Raw genomic sequence first — 20,273 nt, 5'->3', positions numbered from 1 at the left:
AGAGATCGACAACAGGAAGCTGACCCCCTTGCAGGTCTTGTACAGCTGCCTGTTGGCCTATCCCTTCTGTCTCCTCGCCGTTCTCCTCCACCGCGCACTGTCCTGAGCACCCATCAGACCCGGCTCAGGGCTGACCGGCGGTGCCGCGCTGGAGTTCCTCCAGGATGGCCGGGAGCTGCGCGTGGTCGTTGTAGGGAATGACCCGGATGTTGTACTCGCGCTCGTAGCGGTCGCGGTCGGTGTCGCTCGGGTCCTTCAGGAGCGCGTAGTGGCGGCGGGCCGCGGACTTGAATGCCTCCGCGTTCCACTTCAGCACGAGGTCCAGGTCGAGCGGGTCGTTCATCCCGTAGCCGATGAACAGGAACGTGTATCCCTGGAGCAGATGGCCCAGGACCGCCCGGTAGGACGGATTGGAGCGGACATCCCTGTACTCGCTCTCGGTCATCACCACGGTGTCGAAACGCTCCGCCGTCCCATGGACCTTGAGCAGGACATGGCGTCCGGACTCCAGGTCATTGAGCGCCAGGTCCGATTCCTTCCACGTATACGGCTGCCTGTGCCGCGCCTCCTGGAGCCGTTCGAGGAGCGGGTCGTAGTTCGTGGTCAGGATCGCGCGGACCCCCAGCCGGGCCACGGCCTGATGCGCCGCCCCGGGTGCCGCGTCCGCGGGGCGGAAGATGTCGTTGAGCGCCTTCTGGTAGTCGCGGTCGAGGGCAGCGCGCAGGGAGCCCAGGTCCGCGAGCATGAGCTCGAGACGCATGCGTCCCGTGAACAGACCGCGCCGGGTCTGGATGACCTGCGCGTCGAGCGAGTCCAGACGCGCACAGACATCGAGCAACCGGTGGGGGAGTTGCGCCCACGTGGGGAAGTTGCCCTTGACGTCGCGGCCGAGCGAGAGGCCGGAGCCGATGAAGAAGGCGAGCGATTGAGAGCGGTAGGCCTCGAGAACGGGCTTCGGGAAGGGGACACTCATGGTGGATCCAGACGCTGGCGTGTTCATGAGGGTCGGGATCCCCCTGGCAACAGCCGACTCCATTTCGAGAATCCAGACGTTCCCAAGAACGTCGCCCGCACAAACGACATCGGACGTGGCCGCGACAGAGAGGAAGGCACCCGCACCGAAGAGCGTGGAGAGGCACCGACCCGAGTCGATGTCCCACACCTTCAAGGTCTTGTCGTAGGACGCCGACACCACCCGCCGTCCGTCTGGCGTGACTGCGCAGCCGCTCACCCACCCTTCGTGCCCCCTCAGGGTTGCCAGCTCTCGCCATGTCTCCACGTGCCAGATCTTCAGCGTCCCATCCTCGGACGCCGACACCACGCGCCGCCCATCCGGCGTCACCGCGCAGCCCATCACCCAGCCCCCATGCCCCCTCAAGATAGCGACTTCCCGTCCCGTCTCCACGTCCCAGATCTTCAGCGTCTTGTCATTGGACGCCGACACCACATGCCGCCCACCCGGCGTTACCGCACAACTCCGAACCCCACCCTGATGGCCCTTCAGGGTCGCCAGCTTCCGACCTGTTTCCACCTCCCAGATCCGCAGCGTCCGATTGGCGGATGCGGCGACAACACGCCCACGAGAAATCCCCGCGCAGCCCATCTGCCAATCCCCATCGCCCTCGAGGGTGAGCAGTTCGCGACCTGTTTCCACCTCCCAGATCTTCAACGTCCCATCATCGGACGCGGACACCACACGCCGCCCATCCGGCATCATCGCGCAGCAACTCACCACCCCGCGGTGACCTTCCAGGGTGCGCACCTCTTGCCCCGTTGTGAGGTCCCACACCTTCAGCGTCTTGTCCTCGGACGCGGACACCACGTGCCGCCCGTCCGGCGTCATCGCGCAGCCATTCACCCATCCCGAATGACCCCTGGGAGTGGATGGCTCCCGTCCTGCCTCCACGTCCCAGATCTTCAGCGTCCCATCCTCGGATGCGGACACCACGCGCCGCCCCTCCGGCGTCACCGTGCAGGCCCCGACGCAACCCCCGTGACCTTTCAGGGCGAAAAGCTCTCGGCGTGTCTCCACATCCCAGATTTTCAGCGTCCCATCCTCGGACGCCGACACCACACGTGGCCCGTCTGGCAACACCGCGCAGCACCTCACCCACCCCTCATGGCCCGTCAACGTCGCCAGTTCCCGGCGCGTCTCCACGTCCCAGATTTTCAGCGTTCCGTCGTTGGACGCCGACACCACGCACCGCCCGTCCGGCAGCACTGCGCACCCACGCACCCCGCCCGTGTGCCCTTCCAGGGAGAGCAACTCCTTCCCCGTGACCCAATCCCACACCTTCAACGTCTTATCGTAGGAGGCCGAGACCACACGTCGTCCATCCGGCATCACCGCGCAGCCCATCACCCCACCGACATGGCCTCTCAGGGTTGCCAGTTCCTTCCCTGTATCCACCTCCCAGACTTTCAGTGACTCGTCATCGGATGCCGACACCATGTGCCGCCCATCCGGCATCACCACGCAGCCGTTGACCGCGGCCTCGTGGCCCCTCGAGGTGACCAGCTCCTGCCCGGTCTCCACGTCCCACACCTTCAGCGTCTTGTCCTCGGACGCGGACACCACGCGCCGCCCATCCGGCGTCACCACGCACCCCATCACCCACCCCTCGTGGCCCCTCAGGGTTGCCAGTTCCTGTCCCGTCTCCACGTCCCACACCTTCAGCGTCTTGTCGTCCGATGCCGACACCACGCGCCGCCCATCCGGCGTCACCGCGCACCCTCTCACCCAACCTCGATGTCCCTCCAGGGTGCGTTCACTGCTCCCGGCCCGAACAGGATGCCGCAAACGGAGTGCAGGGAGCCCCTCGGGGAAGTGCAGCGTCTCTTCCAACCTCGCGGCCGTCCACCCGAAGGAGCGCAGCCGATTGTAGACGACCAGGGCCAGTGCCTCCGGAACCTTCCTCAATCCATGGGACTCGGCCTGGATGGCGCGATGGAGCGCCAACGGACACTCCCTCTCCTGGGGAGTCCCCCACTCCGCGCCACTGCGCAGGTCTTCCTCGACCGCGAATACACCCGCGAGCCGGCACTTCGCCTCGAGGTAGCCCAGATCCGTGTAGAGACTGCGTGCCCTCGCCCCCGCCCCGGCCTTCAGCCAGTGCGTCACACCATGGCGCAAGGCATAGCTCCAACGGAAGTCCCGGTCCGCGGTCTCCACCGGCCAACGGCACAACTGCTCCGCCACACGCCGGTGCTCCTCCCGCTCCCGCTCGTCGCCGAGTTTCGACAGGATGAAGTTCCGGAAGGATTCATGGAAGGGCCGCCAGACCTTCTCGCGCCCCGAATGTCCCGGCTCCTCGAGGAGGAACGAGCGTGCCGCGCGCAGGAATCGCTCACCGTCCTCCAACTCCTTCCAGGAGGCCACTGCCGCCACGACCGACAAGGGCAGCGCCTCGCGGGCCACGGCCACCACCCCCAACCCCTCGAGAGCAACCTTGCGAAGCTCACCGGGCAACCTCTGAATTCGCGCCCAGCTTTCCTCGAGCAGCGCTTCCAATCCTCGTGGCAGCAGCTCGGCCCGCCGTTTCTCCACGGGTTGATCCAGCAACCACTCCGCCAGCTTCACGGCGTAGAGCACGTTGCCTTCGGCCCGCTGCACGACCTCGCTGACGAAGGCCGGCTTCACCGGCGGCACGAAGCGGGATGCCGCGTGCGCCCAGAACTGGCGCACCACGTTCTTGTTCGAGCCCGCCCATCGCTCGCCATCCAGGTCGAGGGTGCGAACTCCCTCCAATCCCTCCAGCCAGCTCAGGTATGGGTACGTGGGCCGCGAAGCACACAGCACCTTCACGCCAGGCGGCAACACGTGCGGCAGGAAACGCGGCAGCGGGTTGGAGCCGTCTGACTCGCCCTCGACCTCGTCGAGGCCATCCACCACCAGGACCAACCGCTCATAGCGTGGCTTCAGTATCTTGTCCGAAACCCGCTGCAACAACTCCAGCAGGCGCGACTCGGGCCGTGCGTCTGGCTCAGCCCACTCGGGGTAGAGCCGCTCCACCTGTGCGGCCAGGTTGCGCTTGACCACCTCGGGCCGGTCCCAGTCCTCCACGCCGCGCCGCAGGAAATGGTGCGGCGGCACCGGCCGCCCCGCGCCCTCGCGCCGCTTCAACCACTCGGTCAGCAGCGCGCTCTTGCCCATCCCCGGCCCGCCCTTGACCAGCACCCACCCGCGCGAGGGACCGCCCAGCAGGAGCGCCTCCAGCTCGGTCATCACGTCCTCTCGCCCGAGCAACTCCTCGTGGCGCCCCCGCTCCGACTGGAAGTCGATGATGTCGCTTGCCATGCCCGACCGGCATGCTACCAGAGCGCCCCCCTCAGCTTCGTGAGATCCCCTCGATGATGCCCCGCCGCATCCGGGCAGGTGCCTGCGTGCTCCTGCCCCTCATCCTCCTGGCGTGCAGTACTCCGCGCCCTGTCCCCTCCGAGCGTGTCGTACCTACCCAGGACCGGCTCCTGATCATTCGAGATGCCTCGGATGAGGCGCAGGCAGTGACCTGGCAGGAAGCATCGGAGCTCGACCGGGCCCTGCTCGCTCAAGCGCTCGTCCGGGCAAGGGAGTCAGGCCCGATAGCACTCACCGCGCGTCGCGCCAGGGACTGCGACAAAGAGCAGATCGAGTGCTTCCGACGATGCTGGAAGAGGAAGCCTCCCGATCTCATCGAGCGTGGGGGCCCAGGCCATTATTCGTACTGCCAGAACACGTGCCGTGAAGCGTATGAGGACTGCCTCAAGCTGAAAGAGCTTCACGCATTGGAGTTCACGGCCATGGATGAAGCCATTGACTGGCTGAAGCGCCATCGCCAGGAGCTACTGGTAGGAACCATCGTCACCGCGGCTGGAGTTACATTCATCGTCGTCTCCGCCGGTGCGGGCGTCCTGGTCCTCGCCCCGCTGGTGCTGATGACTCAATCGGGAAGTGTGCTGGAAGGCATCGTCTGTAGGGAATGAATATGAGTTCCAAGCTGGAAGACCTCCTGAGCTCCCTCGAAGCGCTAGCAAGGCAGCACTCCAGCGAGCCGGAAGCCGTAACCACCATCGAAACCTCGGCCAAGGCGCTCCTTTTCCTTCAACACGTTGGCCGGCTGAAGGACTTCTGGGAGTACGCCCGGGTCTTCAACACCGAGGAGGCCTGGCCGAAGCCTCTGCGCTCCTTTGGCACCCGGGATGAGGCTCTCGCCTGGCTGCGGGCTCAGGCGACTGTGCCCTACGAGGCGGTCATTGAGGTGGCAGGCGCTCGCCATAACGTCACACGCATGCGCGACGGGGAGTGGATCCTCATCCGATTCCCCACCATCGAGGAACTGGAGGCGATGGACGAGGAGTCCGAGGAGTAGGCATCCCTCCGAAGCATCAGGGCCCGGGCGCGGGCGTGGACCCGGGCGCCCAGAGCCGCCCCAGGTCCAGGGGTTCGGCGTCGAATGGCTCGGCGTGGATCACGTCCTCTCCTCCGTACCGGGCCAGCCGCCAGCCTCGCGCCCCTCGCCGGTAGACCTCCAGCGTGTGCGCCCGCGGGTCCACCAGCCACGCGTGGTTCACGCCCTCTTGATGGTAGAGCCACAGCTTTCGTCCCCGATCCAACGCAGCAGTGGATGGGGAGAGCACCTCGCAGACCCAATCGGGCGCCAGGTGGAAGAAGGGCGCATCCCTCTCGAGCAGCCCGGGTACTCGTTCGTAGCGCCAGCCCGCGAGGTCCGGCACCAACACCTGCCGGCCGAAGTGCAACTCCGGCTCGTCGAGAATCCACCAACCGCCCGGCTCCCTCTGCCCGACGCCGAAGCCTCCCAGCATCACACCGAGCCGCGAGGCCACCCACGTGTGCCACTTCGCCGGCCGTGGAAGCGCCCACAGCTCGTCGTCGATGATCTCCCCCACCCAGCCCGGTGGTAACGCCTCGATGTCCTCGTAGGTGGCTGGACGCTTTCCCCTGCCCATCCGCATTCCTCCCGCAGGCCTTCCCGCCTGACTGCTCGCATTCTACAGGAAGGTCTGACGGGAGAGGTAGGGTCCCGTGTCCCCTCAGCGTGCCGCGCGGGCCAGTCCCGCCACGCCCAGCATCACGCCGCCCACCAGCGCGGCGAGGCCCGCCGTCGCCGAGAAGCGGATCCACTTCGGCGTCGGTGGCACCGGGCCATGGGGCCCCACGCCCGCCTCCACCGGATGGAAGAGATTGCCCTCGGGCCGATGGATGGGCTCGTCCCTCATCTGCATCCGCGCGCCGAACCGACCCATGATCGCCTTGCCCACCCAGGGGGCGAGCTGGTTGAGCCACAACAGCAACCGCCCTCCGAGGAACACCGGCACCACCGTCCTCCCCGGCCGCCGCGCGCACTGCACCACCGCTCGCGCCGCCACGTCCGGGTCATACGTCGGCGGCACCGGCTTGGGCGCCAGGCCGAACATCGTCGGCGCGTGCGCGAACATGTTCGTCGCCACCGAGGGCACCAGCACGTTGGACACCTGAATCCCCGTGCCCATCAACTCCATCTCCAGACACTTCGCCCACCCCAGGGTCGCGTGCTTGCTCGCGCTGTACGCAGACAGCAGCGGCGCCGAGCCCTTCGACAACATCGACTGCACGTTGAGGATGTGGCCGCTGCCCTGTGCCTTGAAGTGCGGCAGCACCGCCCGCGCGAAGCGCATGAAGCCGAACACGTTGATGTCGAACGTCCGCGTGAGGTGCTCCCACGGCAGCTCGTCGAAGAAGCCGTACGACTGCACCCCCGCGTCGTTCACCAGGATGTCCACCCGGCCGTAGTGCGTCAGGCACTCGCGCACCACCTGCTCCACGTCCGCCTGCACCGTCACGTCCCCAGGCACGGAGATGCACTCCACGCCCTTCGCCTCCAATTCATGGCGCAGCTGCTCCAGTGCCTCCGCCCGGCGCGCGGTGATGCACAGCTTCCCCCCCGCCTCGCCCAGGCGCACCGCCGCCTGCCAGCCCACTCCACTCGAGGCCCCCGTCACGATGGCGACCTTGCCCTTCAGACCCTGGCAAGCCATGTCCTCTCCCCTGTCTTCCGGGCCCCGCGCGGGGCCTCGCTCGAGCCGCACACTCCCACCCGGGAGGATGGGAATTCCCGCCGCCTCCGCGCACCCTGTCCCCTCGTCCCTCGCCTGCCCGCCCGGGTGCCGTGGTGCCGGACAACCTCGGACGTCCACTGGTGAACGCAATCCGGTGGCATCCCGCCCCTGTCCCCATCAGGCCGGGTGAAGCTTCACAACCCATGAGCACCCTGCTCGATGCCGTCGTGGTGGGCGCCGGTCCCAACGGGCTCGCCGCCGCCATCTCCCTGGCGCGCGCGGGCCGCTCGGTGCGTGTCTTCGAGGCCGGCCCCACTCCCGGCGGGGGTGCCCGCTCGGCCGAGCTCACCCTGCCCGGCTTCGTCCACGACGTCTGCTCCGCCATCCACCCGCTCGCCGCCGCCTCGCCCTTCTTCCGCCAGTTGCCCCTCGGCGCCCATGGCCTCGAGTGGATCCACCCCGACGCGCCCCTCGCCCACCCGCTCGAGCAGGGCACCGCCGCCGTCCTCGAGCGCTCCCTCGAGGCCACCGCCCAGGGGCTCGGCCCCGACGCCGAGCGCTATGTGAAGTGGATGCGCCCCATGGTGCGCGCCTTCGACGACGTCATGGCCCAGCTCGGCGACCCGCTGCGCCTCCCCCGCCGTCCCTTCCGCCTCGCCCGCTTCGGCCTGCGCGCCCTGCGTCCCGCGCACTCGCTCGCTTCCCACGCCTTCCGCGGGCCCCTCGCGCGCGCCCTCTTCGCCGGCTCCGCCGCGCACTCCTTCTCCGCCCTGGAGAAGCCCTTCACCTCCGCCTTCGGGATTCTGTTGCTCGCCTCCGGCCACGCCGTGGGCTGGCCCTTTCCTCGCGGTGGCACGCAGAAGCTCGTGGACGCGCTCGTCAGCTACCTGCGCGCGCTCGGCGGCGAGGTGGAGACGGGCCACCGCGTGCTCAACGTGGACGAGCTGCCCCGCTCGCGCGCCGTGCTGCTCGACGTGACGCCCCGGCAGCTCGTGCAGCTCGCCGGCCACCGGTTGCCGCCGTCCTACGTGGAGAAGCTCCAGCGCTTCCGCTACGGGCCCGGTGTCTTCAAGGTGGACTGGGCCCTCTCCGGCCCCATTCCGTGGCGCGCTCCCGCGTGTGCCCGCGCCGGCACCGTGCACCTCGGCGGCACCCTGGAGGAGATCTCCGCCAGCGAGGCCGCCGTCTCTCGCGGGGAGATTCCCGAGCGCCCCTACGTGCTGCTCGCCCAGCACACGCTCTTCGATGCCAGCCGCGCGCCCGCGGGCCAGCACACCGGCTGGGCGTACTGCCACGTGCCCCACGGCTCCACCGAGGACATGACGGAGCGGATTGAAGCCCAGGTGGAGCGCGCCGCTCCCGGCTTCCGCACGCGCATCCTCGCCCGGCACACGCGCTCGCCCGCGCAGTACGAGGCCTACAACCCCAACTTCATCGGCGGAGACATCTCCGGCGGCGCCATGGAGGGCGCGCAGCTCTTCGCCCGCCCCGTGGCCCGGCTCGTCCCCTACGCCACGCCGGATCCGCGTCTGTATTTGTGCTCGGCCTCCACGCCTCCGGGGCCCGGGGTGCACGGGCTGTGCGGCTTCCTCGCCGCCCGCGCGCTGCTCGCCAGCCAGGTGTGGCGCAAGGGCTGAGAGCCAACCGAATTGAAGAACGCCAGAACCAACCTCAAGCCGTAAACCACCTCCGGCGCATTGCATGAATCACGAGGTTGGTTCCCCGCCCCGTCTCGGCCAGAAAGCCGCGTGACCGGAAAATTGACGGTCCTGCACACCTTGGTACATCGCACCGGGCACCATCAGGCAACGAGCCTGTAGCACCAGAAGCGACGAGACAAAAAATCTTGTGATTTCGGGCACTTGGAAGAAAGCCGAGCACGAGCCCCACTAGATTGACAATGTCGACTTGAAATCCGGGACCCAGATCGTTAGATCTGACTTTGTCGGAAGGGCGCGGTGGACCTATATCCTTCAGGAGGGAGCCATGCCGGACCGGGACATCTTCACTACCCTGTCACCGCCCCTGCGCGGAGCAGCACAAAGCCTCGTGCGTGCAGCATGCGGCAAGGAGCCTGAACTCCTCCCCATTGCTGAAGGGGTCAACCACCTTCTTGATGGAGGTGTTGCATCCCTTCACATGACGCTGAGGTGTCTTGCATCCCAAGCTGATGACGAGCGACAAGCGTGGTTCGAGGGATTCACCCACATCCACCGGTCCGCTTTGAACCGCGTGCACGAGCAATACGGCAAGGACTGGAAGGACGAACTCCTCTGCCAGGAAGCCATCCGTGCCTGTGGATTGGGGATCCGTGACGAGCAGTACGTCCTCCGCTGCTTCGTCATGAGCGCCATCAACTCCGCGATCATTGAAGCCAAGGGAGGAGTGGCTGACCGGCTCAACAAGAGAGGTATCCAGCTCGATGTTCAGGAGCTTGAGAGTCACCTAGCGCAACTGGTCGATACCACTGCGGCCTTGATTGCGCGGAATCCAAATTTCAAGCGACTGGGCCTCGCCTCGAAGTTCCGGAGCGAAGTGGACCTGTACGGCGAAAACCTCCTGTGAGACCCAACATGAGCACCTTCCGATATACGGTAGGAAGCTTCGGCGAAGTCCTCATGCATCCATCGGAAGGGAAGCCTCTCCGGTTGGGAAGGATACGGCTGGAGCATGAGCCACTCACTTGGTTGGGACAACTCCGCCCCGTAGCGCGCGACCTTCTCCATGTGGCAACCGCCGTCCACCATATCGATCGGCTCGCTCCACGTAACGCTCATGGAGATCAAGCGCCGCATCACCACAGCCGGCATCGGCGAATCGAGCTGGAGGTGGGCGTTGCAGAACCAGGGCATTTGAACGGGGTACGTTCCGCCTTGGAGAAGTTCCTCCATTGGTTAACTGATGACCAGTGGGCTCTGACGTTTACTCGCTCCAAAGTATGGGCTCCGCAGCAAATCGACTGGAGCATTGAGCGTCTGGTCGGAGCAGAAGAGGTCGCGCTGTTCAGCGGTGGATTGGACTCTGTCGCAGGCGCCTATACTCGCATCCAGGAACGAGGCCGCCCACTTTACCTGCTATCTTCCCTCGGCACCTCTGTGCGAGAGCATTTCCTGAAGAAGGCTCTTTGGGTTCTGCAGCTACGGAATTTGCAGCATCGGTGGATCGGCTTCCGTCACCAAATGCGCGCCGAGCAAGGCCCGCTGAAGCTTGAAACTCCCAACCGAACCAAGCAGGCCAACCATGATCTCTTCCGAGCAACTTGGTGAGCGAATCGCCCAGGCGCGCAAGCGACTGAACCAGACGCAAGAGCACTTGGCCAAGCGCATCGGCGTCGCACGCACGACGTTGGTGGCCATGGAGAAAGGGGAGAGACGTCCAACCAATGCAGAACTGCTCAGGCTCGCGCAGGAACTCTCCACTTCCCTGAACGAACTGCTCCGTGAACACACGGTCGTTGCAGACGCATCCCCCAGGTTCCGGATGGCCCCGCGGCAAGCACGGGGCGACGTGGTGGAAGAAGCCGTCGAGCGCCTCAAAGCGCTTGGACGGAAGTACGTTGAGTTGGAGCAGGTACTCTCCGTCACCCGAGCTCCGGCACCCCTTGAGGCCATCACCGCATATCGCGCCTCCAATTCACCCGTTGGGTTGGAGCCTCGTCTTGCGGCACAGGATGCTGCTGCATTCCTGCGCAGGCACCTTGATCTCGGCGATGGACCCGTGCTCGCACTTGAGTCCCTCTTGGAATTGGAAGCAGGTTTGCGCATCTTCCAGCTTCCGCTCCCCTCCGAAGTCGCCGCCATCTTCCTTTGGAGTGACACGCTGGGCGCTTGCGTCGCACTCAACCGACTTCAACCCCGGGAGCGCAGGCGGTGGTCCCTCGTCCATGAATTGGGGCATTTCCTACGCGACCGCGAAGCCGGGGATGTGCTGCCCGCGAAGTTCGAGGGTCGGCTCGATCCTTCCGAAATATTCAGTGAGACCCTGGCCGCAGAGTTCCTCATGCCCGCCACGGGAGTGCGGCGCCGCTTCGCCGAGCACTTGAGGGACAAGGGAGCCCACTTCTCCGCCGCAGACCTCATCGCCATGGCCCGATTCTACGCCGTGTCCTTTCAGGCCATGACGCTCCGTTTGGAGGAACTGCAACTTCTGTCGGCAGGCACGTACCGAAAATTGGTTCAGCGAAATTTCCGCCCGCAGGCCGCTCAGAAACAAATGGGATTGAAGCCTGTCCGGGAGAACGTCGAGCGATGGCTTCCCCAACGTTACGAAAGGCTGGCCCTGGAGGCCTACGCCCAGGAGATGCTCTCCGAGGGAGAACTCGCGAACTACCTGCATTGCGATCGGATCACGGCGCGCGAGTTGTACCTCGCGCGCCAAGTGGAGGCCACCGAGGGCGGTGAACTCGTTCTGGACCTCGGCGAAGACGTCCTCAACACCCGGGACGCGGGGTAGGTGATGTCGACGAAACAAGTCGTCATTGATGCGTGCTCGGCCATCAACATGCTGGCAACGGGGCGAGCCATCGATTTCCTCCGCGCGATGGGTTGGACGCTGCTCGTCCTCCCCGAGGTAAGGCAGGAGGCTCAGCGTCTCCGCGGTCCGCTGGACGAGGAGGGGCAGCCAACTTGGGTGCCCGCCGATTGGAGCCCACTAGAGCAGGCGGGGCTCTGCACCTTGCATCCCTCGGAGCTCATGGGGGATGCGTTCGTTGATGCCTTTGTCGACGCGGCAGCCCACCTCACCGATGTTGATGCACGCGCCGTAGCCATGGCCGGAACACTCGGGCTCCCGCTGCTTTCAGATGACGGGAAGGTACGTAGGATCTTCCAAATGCTGTACCCGTCCCTTGAGCTCCACGCCACGCTGGGAGTGATACGCGTGGCATCAGGCCAACTCGGACTGGACTCGGGATCGGTGAAGGACGTGCTACGTGCCCTCCGATGGAAGGCAAGGTTCGCTCCCCCCAAGAGTGACACCGATCGAGAGTGGTACCTGTCATATTCGACTGACTGACTCGGGACCTCCCGCCTCCACGCCTCCGGAGCCCGGGGTGCACGGGCTGTGCGGCTTCCTCGACGCCCGCGTGCTGCTCGTCCGCGAATTGTGACGCAAGGGCTGAGCGACTTCTCCCTCAGGTGGATTGGCGCGTGGAGCCATCAACATTCCGGGTTGGACGGTGCAGGTGTACGGCGTACGGCTGGAGGGGTGGGGCGGCACCGTGAGCTCGACCAGGGCCGGGCCGTTCTGGCCAGCCGGCCCATCGGTCTGGGAGATTTCTCGGGGAATTACCATGGCCCGCCCTTGGCCCCGTGGCGTGCAACCACTTGAAATCAGGTCTCATTTGCTTTAAGACTCTTCCCCGTTTACCGGGATTTTTCACTTTTTTGGGATGCGGGAGGATTCAGGGCCTCTTCCAGATAAGGACCCATGACTCCAGAATCCTCCCATCGCTCCGCGTCCCTCCCGGTGAATGACACGGCCCGCCGCGGCCCGAAGGTCGCGATCGCGCTTGGTGCCGTGGCCCTGCTGGCGGCGGTGGCGCTGCTCTCGCGTGGCTCCTCCGCGGTGGGCGGCGAGCCCGAGGCTCCCCAGGCCGCGGCCCCCCAGCCCTCGTCCACCGGCCCCGCCCACACGAAGTCCGGGCACACCGGCCCGGGCGGGCCCGTGCAGGCCGAGTCCAAGCCCAAGCAGTTCAACAGCACCGTGTGCTGGGAGGACCTGGAGCGCTTCAACGAGTCGGTGACGCTGGAGACGTTCCGCGAGTGGGCCGGGCCGCTGCTCGCGGTGAAGGATCCGCTCGTCCTCGAGTACCTCAAGGGCCGCCTGGCCGAGCTCATCGGCGAGGACGCGGGCCGGGCCGGTGAAGTGCTCGACTGGGCGCGCGAGGCCTCGCCCGCGGAGTTCAAGCTGTTCATGGGCGGCCTGCGCGGCTCCAAGGCCCTGCCGAAAATGGCCTCGCGGCTCACCGAGCTCGGGCTCGACGAGAAGCTGGACATGGGGCGGCGCGCGGGCTTCCTGGACGAGCTGCAGCGCATGCCCCGGTTGGAGCCCGCGGCGCTCGACAAGCTGTCCGCCTTCGCGCAGGACGCCGCCTCGGGCGAGGCCGGTTGGGTCACCACGCGCGCCATCGGCCGGGTGATGCAGGAGGACTTCAAGAAGTCCGGCAACTTCAAGCCCTACCTCGACAAGCTCCTCACCATCGGCACCCGGTCGGCGGACGAGCAGGTGCGCTACCTCGCGCTCGAGATGGGGATGAGCGCCGATGCGCCACTCGACACGCCTGCCATGGAGCGGCTCGGCAAGCTGCTGGCCACCGAGGGCAGCGAGGACGTCCGCATGATGGCCGCGCACGAGCTGTCCATGTCCGAGGACAAGGCCCAGGCGCTGGAGCTCTACGGCAAGAACTTCGAAATCGAGAAGGATGTCTGCGTGCGCTGGGCCCTGTTCCGCTTCGCCGCGCGCACCGCGGGCAAGGACGCGCTCCCGGTCATGGCGAACATGGCCATGACGGACCCGCGCTTCCAGGGCCTCTACCAGGAGTTCGAGAAGCTCTACGCCAGCGGCATCGTCGACTTCGGGCGCATCTGGTTCTCCCTGTCCACGGACAATCCCTTCGGCTGTCTGGACCGCCACGAGGAATGAGCTCCGGAGCCCACCCATGACACGCGCCTTCCTTCGCATGAACGTGCTCCCCACCCTGACGCTCACCGTGTGCCTGCTCGCGCCGGCCCTGGCCTTTTCGCAGCAGTCCGCCCCGCGCGACGCCCCCGCCCTCCAGGCCACGACGTGCTCGGTCGAGGGGCTGATGGACTCCATCCGCCGCGGGATGAATTCCAGGTCCGAGGCCTACAAGCTCTACCTGCGCACGCTGCTGCGCGAGTCCGCCGTCAACCTGCCGCGCGCCGAGCTCCAGGCCGCCTTCGAGCGCGAGTACGACCCCGTGATGGTGGAGCACCTGGCGGCGGCCCTGGTGGCGCGCACCGAGCGCGGCCTGGAGGACGATGCCTTCCACGTGGTGGCGAAGCGGGCGCTGGAGGACCGGGACCCCGGCCTGCGCGCCGCCACGGTCCGCGCCATGCGCCGCACCGGCGCGCTGGGGCGCAGCGGGGAGATGTTCGAGCGCCTGGTGAGAGATCCCTCGCCCGAGGTGCGCATGGAAGCGGCGGCCAACCTCGTCGAGGACACCCATCACGTCTACGGCGGGCACCATGGCCCGGCGGCGGATACCGCGGTGTCGGCGGCCGCGGCCTCGGACGACCCGAAGGTGACGGCGAAGGTGCTCGGCCAACTCATGACGGGGGAGATCAGCTCCGGCTCGGCGCGCAAGCTCGAGCGGCTGCTGGGCAGCGACTCCGCCGAGGTCCGCGCCGCGGCGTCCACCGCGCTCGGCGGCGTGCCCGCGGCGGAGATGGCCAACGCCCGTCAGGCGCTGATCGGCATGTACCGCGACGAGAAGGACCCCACCGTCCGCAAGGCCATCCTCCAGAGCATCGCCCGGCTCGGCTTCTCCGGCGCGGTGCCCGAGCTCCAGCGGTTGCGCGCTGTCGACCCGGGCATGGCGCCGGAGATCGACAGCTGGATTCGAGTCCTCAACATGAACCACCAGGATTGGAGCCTGATCCTGAGGGAGAAGCAGCGGCAGCAACAGGCTCGGTAGCGCCCCCCCCCACTGGGGCCGGTCCACCGGTCCAGAGGAACAATGATGCGTAAGACGATGAAGACGACGCTGGCGGTCCTGGCTTCCCTGGCGTTCATCCCCGCGGCCGCGACCGCCGACGTCCGGGTCGGCGCGCCCTTCCCGGGCACGGTGACGGCCACCACGTACTACTCGAGCGGCTCGTTCCACGGCGCGGTGGACCTCTCCAGCGCCAACGCCTGCGGCTACTGGGGCGTGGAGACGGGCGCGTACGGCACCTACCACTGGAACGTCACCATCAACACCACCGGCACCGTGTGCTACGGCAACGGCAGCGGCAACCAGAACGAGGTGAAGCACACCTTCGCCAACGACAAGGTCCTCCGCCAGTGGCACTTCCTCAAGACCGGCGCCTCGTACGACCGCGACTGCGACCGCTGCCAGATTGGCGACGAGGGCGGCACGGGCAACGTCACCGGCCCCCACACCCACATGCAGGTGGACCGCTACGGCAGCAACCTCACCGGCTGGTACGACGGCACCACCACCAGGGGTGAGTTCCTCAGCCGCGGCGAGACCGTCGGAAACATCGCCACGTAACCAGTAGTAACCAGGCCTGACCGGGCCTCGTGATCTCTGGGAGGCCGGGCCCGTCCGGGGCCTCCCAGCCCGTCTCATCCCCCCACTGCTTCACCACCATGACCCGGGCGGCAGGCACGGCCCGGGAGGACCTCGCCCATGACTCGAACCCTGAAGCCGCTGCTGGCGCTCGCCACACTGGCCACGCTCGCCCCCGCCACCGCCCTCGCCGTGCGCAACGTGGGCGCCCCCCTGGCCGGCACCGTGGCCGCCACCACGTACACCTCGAGCGGCGCGTACCACGGCGCCGTGGACATCGACGGCGGCACGTGCGGCACCACCCCCATCACCACGGGTGTCGCCGGCTCGCTGGCGTGGAACGTGGTCATCAACACCCCGGAGACGCTCTGCTACACGGCGCTGACGGGCCCGCAGAACGTGGCGAAGCACCTGTTCGCCGATGGCTTCACCTTCCGGCTGATGGACTTCAACCGGACGGGCCAGACGTATGACCGCACGTGCGACCGCTGCAACATCGGCGCGGCCGGCGACGCGGGCATTCCCGCCAACTCCCTGCACCTGCAGCGCGACAAGTCCGGCACCAAGGACACCTCCTGGTACGCGGGCTACGCCACCGGGGGCGAGGCCCTCTCCCTGGGCGAGCTGATTGGCGTGCTGGACTGAGCCCCCTCGAAGCCAGACCTCCCGGCTCCGCCTCTTCCCAAGTGCTGTCCCCCACGCGAGCCGGTGAAACGGCTCGAAAGGAAACACGATGCGTAACACGATGAAGATGACCCTGGCCGCGGCCCTGGCCTCCCTGGCGCTCGTCCCCGCGGCCGTGACGGCCCACACCGTCAAGTCGCCCTTCCCCGGCACCATCACCGCCACCACCTACTACCCGAGCGGCGGCTACCACGGCGCCATCGACGTCTCCAGCGGCCGCTGCAACTACTGGGGCGCCGAGACGGCCGTGGTGGGCTCCGTCTTCTGGAACGTCACCATCAACACCACCGGCATCGTCTGCGATGGCAACGGCTACGAGAACGCCAACATGGCCATCCACACCTGGGCGGACGGCTGGAAGTTCCACCAGAAGCACTTCATCAAGACGAGCGACTCGTACGACCGCACGTGCGACCGCTGCCAGGTGGGCAACGAGGGCGGCACCGGCCAGGCCACCGGCCCCCACGCCCACCTCATGCAGGAGAAGAACGGCACCAAGGACACCTCCTGGTACTCCGGCTACACCGTCCAGGGCGAGGCCGTGGACCGCAGCGAGACCCTCGGCGTCCTCGACTGAGCCGCCTCCGTCACCCACCGGGGCCCCGCGTGAGGACATGCTCCCCACGGGGGGCCTCCGTTTTTCCTGGCATTCGCTCCCTGTCCTGGAAGGCCGGGCAGCCGAAAATTCCCAAGAAATGGATGATTTAATCATTTTGTGAGATGGCGGTGAGGTCCAGGGTCTCTCTAGAGATGGAACCCCTCGATTCGGGCCCACCGCCATGACTCCCACTTCTCCGCCGCCCTCCTCCTCTTCCGCACCAGGCACCTCTAGCCGGCGCAAGCCATTGCTCGTGGCCGGAGCCGGCCTCGTAGCCCTGCTGGCCGGTGTGGCGCTGATTGGCCGCGGTGGGGAGGCGAAGGAAGGCCCGGCCGAGACGGCCCCCCCTGGCGCTCAGGCGTCCGCGAAGCAGGCCCCCGCCCAGAAGACGGGCGCCGCCGCCCAGGCCGCCGCCCCGCTGGCCCCGGGTGAGGAGGCCAAGGCCCCGCGTTTCCAGGAGACCCTCTGCTGGAAGGATCTGGAGCGCTTCAACCAGGGCGTGAACATCCACAACTTCCGCCAGTGGGCCGAGCCCCTGCTGAACTCGCGGGATGGGCTCGTCCGGGACTTCCTGAAGGAGCGCCTCACGGAGCTCATCGGCAAGGACCCGGCCCACGCGCTCGAGGTGCTGAGCTGGTCGCTCGATGCCCAGGGCAGGTCCTTCGGCGTGTACCTGACGGCGGTGCGGGACAGCGAGGCCGTCCACCAGCCGCAGGTGGCCGCGAAGCTGCTGGACATGGGCCTGGACAACGCCCTCCCCGCCGAGCGGCGCGCGGGCATCCTCTCCGCGCTGGACACGCAGAAGCGGCTGGCTCCGGCGGCGCTCGACAAGCTCACCACCTTCGCCAACGATCCCGTGTCCGGCGAGGCGGGCTGGGCCGCGGCCCGCACCATCGCGCGCGTCATGAAGCGCGAGTTCAAGCAGAACGCCAACATCACCCCCTACATGGACAAGCTGCTCACCATCGGCGCCCAGTCGCCCGACGAGCAGATCCGCTACCTGGGGCAGATGATGCCCATGCACGCCGCGCCCCTGCTCAGCGCGGAGGAGACGGAGCGCTTCGCCAAGATTCTCGTCGGCGAGGGCAGCGAGGAGGGCCGGGACGCGGCGGCCCACAACCTCTCCCTGTCCCTGGACAAGGGGAAGGTGTTGGACCTGTTCGCGAAGACCTTCGAGACCGAGCAGTCCCTGTGCGTGAAGTGGGCCCTGTTCCGCTTCTCCGCGCGCACCGCCGGCAAGCGCGCCCTGCCCGTCATGGCGAACATGGCCGTGCAGGATCCGCGCTTCCAGCCCATCTACCAGGACTTCGAGCGCCTCTACGCGAGCGGCACCCTGGACTTCGTGCGGCTCTTCAACGGCCTGCCCAACCAGGATCCCTTCAGCTGTCTCGACCGCCACGAGTGAGCCCGGGAACGACCATGACACGCACCCCTTCCTTCCCTTCCCGCCCCCTCCTGCTCGCGCTCACGCTGTGCGCGCTGCTGCCCGGCACGGCCGCCGCCCAGGTGGTGGCCCCGGGCCCCGCGCTCCAGGGCGAGCGCTGCTCCGTGGAGGGCCTGATGGACTCCATCCGCCAGGGGCTCAAGTCGAACTCGGAGGCGTACAAGAAGTACATGCGGACGCTGCTGCGCGAGTCCGCCGTCACCCTGCCGGACGGTGAGCTCCGGGCCGCCTTCGAGCGGGAGACGGACCCCGTCATGTCCGAGCACCTCGCGGCCGCCCTGGTGGCGCGCACCGAGCGCGGCGCGGACCCCGAGGCCATCAAGGCGGTGGCGAAGCGGGCCATCGAGGAGCGCGACCCGGCCCTGCGCGCCGCCGCCGTGCGCTCCATGCGCCGCACCAGCGCCCTGGAGAGCACGGACGGCGCGTACGAGAAGCTGGTGCGCGACGCCTCGCCCGAGGTGCGCCGGGAAGCCGCGACGAACATCGTCGAGGACATCCAGCAGGTCTACGCCGGCTTCCACGGCCCGGCCTCGGACGCCGCGGTGTCGGCCGCGGCCGCCTCCACCGACCCGCAGGTGACGGCGAAGATCCTCGGCAACATGGACACGCAGAAGATCAGCGCCGGCTCGGCCGGCAAGATTCAATCGCTGCTGCGCAGCGAGGATGCCGAGGTGCGCAAGGCGGCGGCCCTCGCGCTGGGCGGCGTGCCCGCGGAGCAGATGGCCAGCGCCCGGCAGTCCGTGCTCGCCCTGTACCGCGACGAGCGGGATGCCGGCGTGCGCAAGGCGCTCCTGCAGAGCATCGCCCAGTTGGGCTTCATTGGAGCGATTCCCGAGTTGCAGCGGCTGCGGAGCAGCGACCCCAGCCTGGCGCCGGAAATCGACGCGTGGATTCGAGTTCTCAGTCTGGACCTTCAGGAGTGGAACCTGATCCTGAGGGAGAAGCAGCGGCTGCAGCAGGTTCCGTAGACGTCCACCCCCCCCACGAGGGCCGTGCACCGGCTCGAGAGGAAAAAACGATGCGTAACACGATGAAGATGACCCTGGCGGCCCTGGCTTCCCTGGCGCTGGTTCCCGCGGCCGTGACCGCGCACACCGTGAAGGCGCCGTACCCCGCCACGGTGACCACCACCACGTACTATTCGAGCGGCGCGTTCCACGGCGCGGTCGACGTGTCCAGCGGCACCTGCGACTACTGGGGCGTGGAGACGGGCGTGGTGGGCTCGGTGTACTGGAACGTGTCCATCCGCACCACCACCCACTACTGCAACACGGGCAACGGCAGCGGCAACCAGAACGAGGCGCTGCACACGTGGGCGGACGGCTGGCAGTTCCGCATCTGGCACTTCAACAAGACGGCCGCCTCGGTGGACAAGACGTGCGACCGCTGCCAGGTCGGCGACGAGGGCTCCACGGGTAACTCCACGGGCGCCCACACGCACATGCAGCAGACCAAGAGCGGCACGTACGACACCTCCTGGTACTCCGGCTACACCTCCAAGGGCGAGGCCGTGGACCGCACCGAGACGCTCGGCGTCCTCGACTGATTCGAGCGGGCGTCGTCGAGCCCGGCTCATGGCCAGGGAGCGGAGCCGTCCGGTTCCGCTCTCCGGCCCCGTCGCATGAAAGGAATTCCCATGCACCACACGATGAAGAAGACCCTGGCGGCACTGGCTTCCCTGGCGCTCGTTCCCACGGCCGCGCTCGCGCTCGATGTGGTGGCGCCCCACCCCGGTACGGTGCTGACGACCACGTACTATTCGAGCGGCGCGTTCCACGGCGCGGTGGACATCAGCGGCAACTGCAACGTGGACCCGATCGACCTGCCGCTCATCGGCACCCGGAGCTGGAACTTCACCATCCGGACCACGGGCGTCGTCTGCAGCGGCAGCGGCAGCGGCAACCACAACGCCGTGTCCACCACCCTCTCGGATGGCCGGGTCCTCCGGCTCTGGCACTTCATCAAGACCGCCGCCTCCTACGACAAGACGTGCGACCGGTGCGAGCTGGGCGTCGTCGGCGGGACGGGCGCCGTCAGCACGGCCCAGACCCACATCGAGGTGGACAAGAACGGCACCAACCTCACCTCGTGGTACTCGGGTTACACCGTCAAGGGCGAGTTCCTCGACCGCGGCGAGCTGATTGGCGTCCTCTAGGAATCGAGCCCGGTTGGTTGCCCGGGGGACGAGGGGAGATCGTCCCGCGGTACAGCACCGTGCCCCCCTCGCCTCCCGCTGCCTGAAGCCCCACCTTGCTTTC

The 20,273-nt window shown here is 67.4% G+C and carries 19 protein-coding genes; 16 read left to right on the top strand and 3 right to left on the bottom strand.

Annotated elements, in window-relative coordinates:
- Window positions 1–124: 124 nt before the first annotated feature.
- Complete coding sequence (locus AC16DP_RS06155; RefSeq protein ID WP_329731856.1) at window positions 125–4,297, bottom strand: SIR2 family protein; 4,173 nt, start codon at window positions 4,295–4,297, stop codon at window positions 125–127.
- Between the two features lie 482 nt (window positions 4,298–4,779).
- On the opposite strand from AC16DP_RS06155, the gene AC16DP_RS06150 reads away from it, so the two are divergent.
- Both AC16DP_RS06150 and AC16DP_RS06145 read left to right on the top strand, forming a co-directional pair.
- Entirely contained in the window at window positions 4,780–4,962 is a 183-nt protein-coding gene (locus AC16DP_RS06150) for a hypothetical protein (protein WP_329731855.1), read from the top strand.
- Window positions 4,963–4,964: 2 nt separating this feature from the next.
- A complete protein-coding gene (locus AC16DP_RS06145) occupies window positions 4,965–5,348 on the top strand; it encodes a hypothetical protein (protein WP_329731854.1) in 384 nt (127 codons plus the stop codon).
- A gap of 16 nt (window positions 5,349–5,364) precedes the next feature.
- On the opposite strand, the gene AC16DP_RS06140 is transcribed toward AC16DP_RS06145, so the two are convergent.
- Both AC16DP_RS06140 and AC16DP_RS06135 read right to left on the bottom strand, forming a co-directional pair.
- Window positions 5,365–5,946 carry a Uma2 family endonuclease gene (locus tag AC16DP_RS06140; protein WP_329731853.1) on the bottom strand — a complete coding sequence of 194 codons (582 nt, stop codon included), beginning with the start codon at window positions 5,944–5,946 and terminating at the stop codon, window positions 5,365–5,367.
- Window positions 5,947–6,030: 84 nt separating this feature from the next.
- Window positions 6,031–7,014, bottom strand: coding sequence for an SDR family NAD(P)-dependent oxidoreductase (locus tag AC16DP_RS06135; RefSeq protein ID WP_329731852.1), 984 nt, complete (start codon window positions 7,012–7,014; stop codon window positions 6,031–6,033).
- A 224-nt stretch (window positions 7,015–7,238) separates the two neighbouring features.
- Here AC16DP_RS06135 and AC16DP_RS06130 point away from each other — a divergent pair, with 224 nt between their 5' ends.
- The 14 genes from AC16DP_RS06130 (at window position 7,239) to AC16DP_RS06065 (ending at window position 20,170) form a co-directional block, all read left to right on the top strand.
- A complete protein-coding gene (locus AC16DP_RS06130; protein ID WP_329731851.1) occupies window positions 7,239–8,672 on the top strand; it encodes a phytoene desaturase family protein in 1,434 nt (477 codons plus the stop codon).
- Window positions 8,673–9,021: 349 nt separating this feature from the next.
- On the top strand, window positions 9,022–9,600 hold the full coding sequence (locus tag AC16DP_RS06125) for a hypothetical protein (protein ID WP_329731850.1): 579 nt from the start codon (window positions 9,022–9,024) through the stop codon (window positions 9,598–9,600).
- Window positions 9,601–9,908: 308 nt separating this feature from the next.
- Entirely contained in the window at window positions 9,909–10,301 is a 393-nt protein-coding gene (locus tag AC16DP_RS06120) for a hypothetical protein (RefSeq protein ID WP_329731849.1), read from the top strand.
- Complete coding sequence (locus AC16DP_RS06115) at window positions 10,276–11,487, top strand: XRE family transcriptional regulator (RefSeq protein WP_329731848.1); 1,212 nt, start codon at window positions 10,276–10,278, stop codon at window positions 11,485–11,487. The genes AC16DP_RS06120 and AC16DP_RS06115 overlap by 26 nt, the downstream gene beginning before the upstream one ends.
- 3 nt (window positions 11,488–11,490) lie before the next feature.
- Window positions 11,491–12,048, top strand: a complete 558-nt coding sequence (locus AC16DP_RS06110) for a hypothetical protein (protein WP_329731847.1) — start codon at window positions 11,491–11,493, stop codon at window positions 12,046–12,048.
- Window positions 12,049–12,462: 414 nt separating this feature from the next.
- On the top strand, window positions 12,463–13,677 hold the full coding sequence (locus AC16DP_RS06105; protein WP_329731846.1) for a hypothetical protein: 1,215 nt from the start codon (window positions 12,463–12,465) through the stop codon (window positions 13,675–13,677).
- A gap of 16 nt (window positions 13,678–13,693) precedes the next feature.
- Window positions 13,694–14,692, top strand: coding sequence for a HEAT repeat domain-containing protein (locus tag AC16DP_RS06100; protein WP_329731845.1), 999 nt, complete (start codon window positions 13,694–13,696; stop codon window positions 14,690–14,692).
- 45 nt (window positions 14,693–14,737) lie between these two features.
- The gene (locus tag AC16DP_RS06095; RefSeq protein WP_329731920.1) at window positions 14,738–15,271 is read left to right on the top strand and encodes a hypothetical protein; all 534 of its coding nucleotides are present in this window, start codon (window positions 14,738–14,740) and stop codon (window positions 15,269–15,271) included.
- A 138-nt stretch (window positions 15,272–15,409) separates the two neighbouring features.
- Complete coding sequence (locus tag AC16DP_RS06090) at window positions 15,410–15,934, top strand: hypothetical protein (protein ID WP_329731844.1); 525 nt, start codon at window positions 15,410–15,412, stop codon at window positions 15,932–15,934.
- Window positions 15,935–16,022: 88 nt separating this feature from the next.
- Complete coding sequence (locus AC16DP_RS06085; RefSeq protein ID WP_329731843.1) at window positions 16,023–16,550, top strand: hypothetical protein; 528 nt, start codon at window positions 16,023–16,025, stop codon at window positions 16,548–16,550.
- A gap of 274 nt (window positions 16,551–16,824) precedes the next feature.
- Entirely contained in the window at window positions 16,825–17,976 is a 1,152-nt protein-coding gene (locus AC16DP_RS06080) for a hypothetical protein (protein WP_329731842.1), read from the top strand.
- 14 nt (window positions 17,977–17,990) lie between these two features.
- Window positions 17,991–18,983, top strand: a complete 993-nt coding sequence (locus AC16DP_RS06075) for a HEAT repeat domain-containing protein (protein WP_329731841.1) — start codon at window positions 17,991–17,993, stop codon at window positions 18,981–18,983.
- Window positions 18,984–19,033: 50 nt separating this feature from the next.
- A complete protein-coding gene (locus AC16DP_RS06070; RefSeq protein WP_329731840.1) occupies window positions 19,034–19,561 on the top strand; it encodes a hypothetical protein in 528 nt (175 codons plus the stop codon).
- Between the two features lie 90 nt (window positions 19,562–19,651).
- Window positions 19,652–20,170 carry a hypothetical protein gene (locus AC16DP_RS06065; protein ID WP_329731839.1) on the top strand — a complete coding sequence of 173 codons (519 nt, stop codon included), beginning with the start codon at window positions 19,652–19,654 and terminating at the stop codon, window positions 20,168–20,170.
- The last annotated feature ends 103 nt before the right edge of the window (window positions 20,171–20,273 follow it).

It is taken from the genome of Archangium sp. (genome assembly GCF_057119385.1).
The sequence above is the reverse complement of the archived record's forward strand: the minus strand, read 5'-3'. Positions and strand labels throughout refer to the sequence as shown.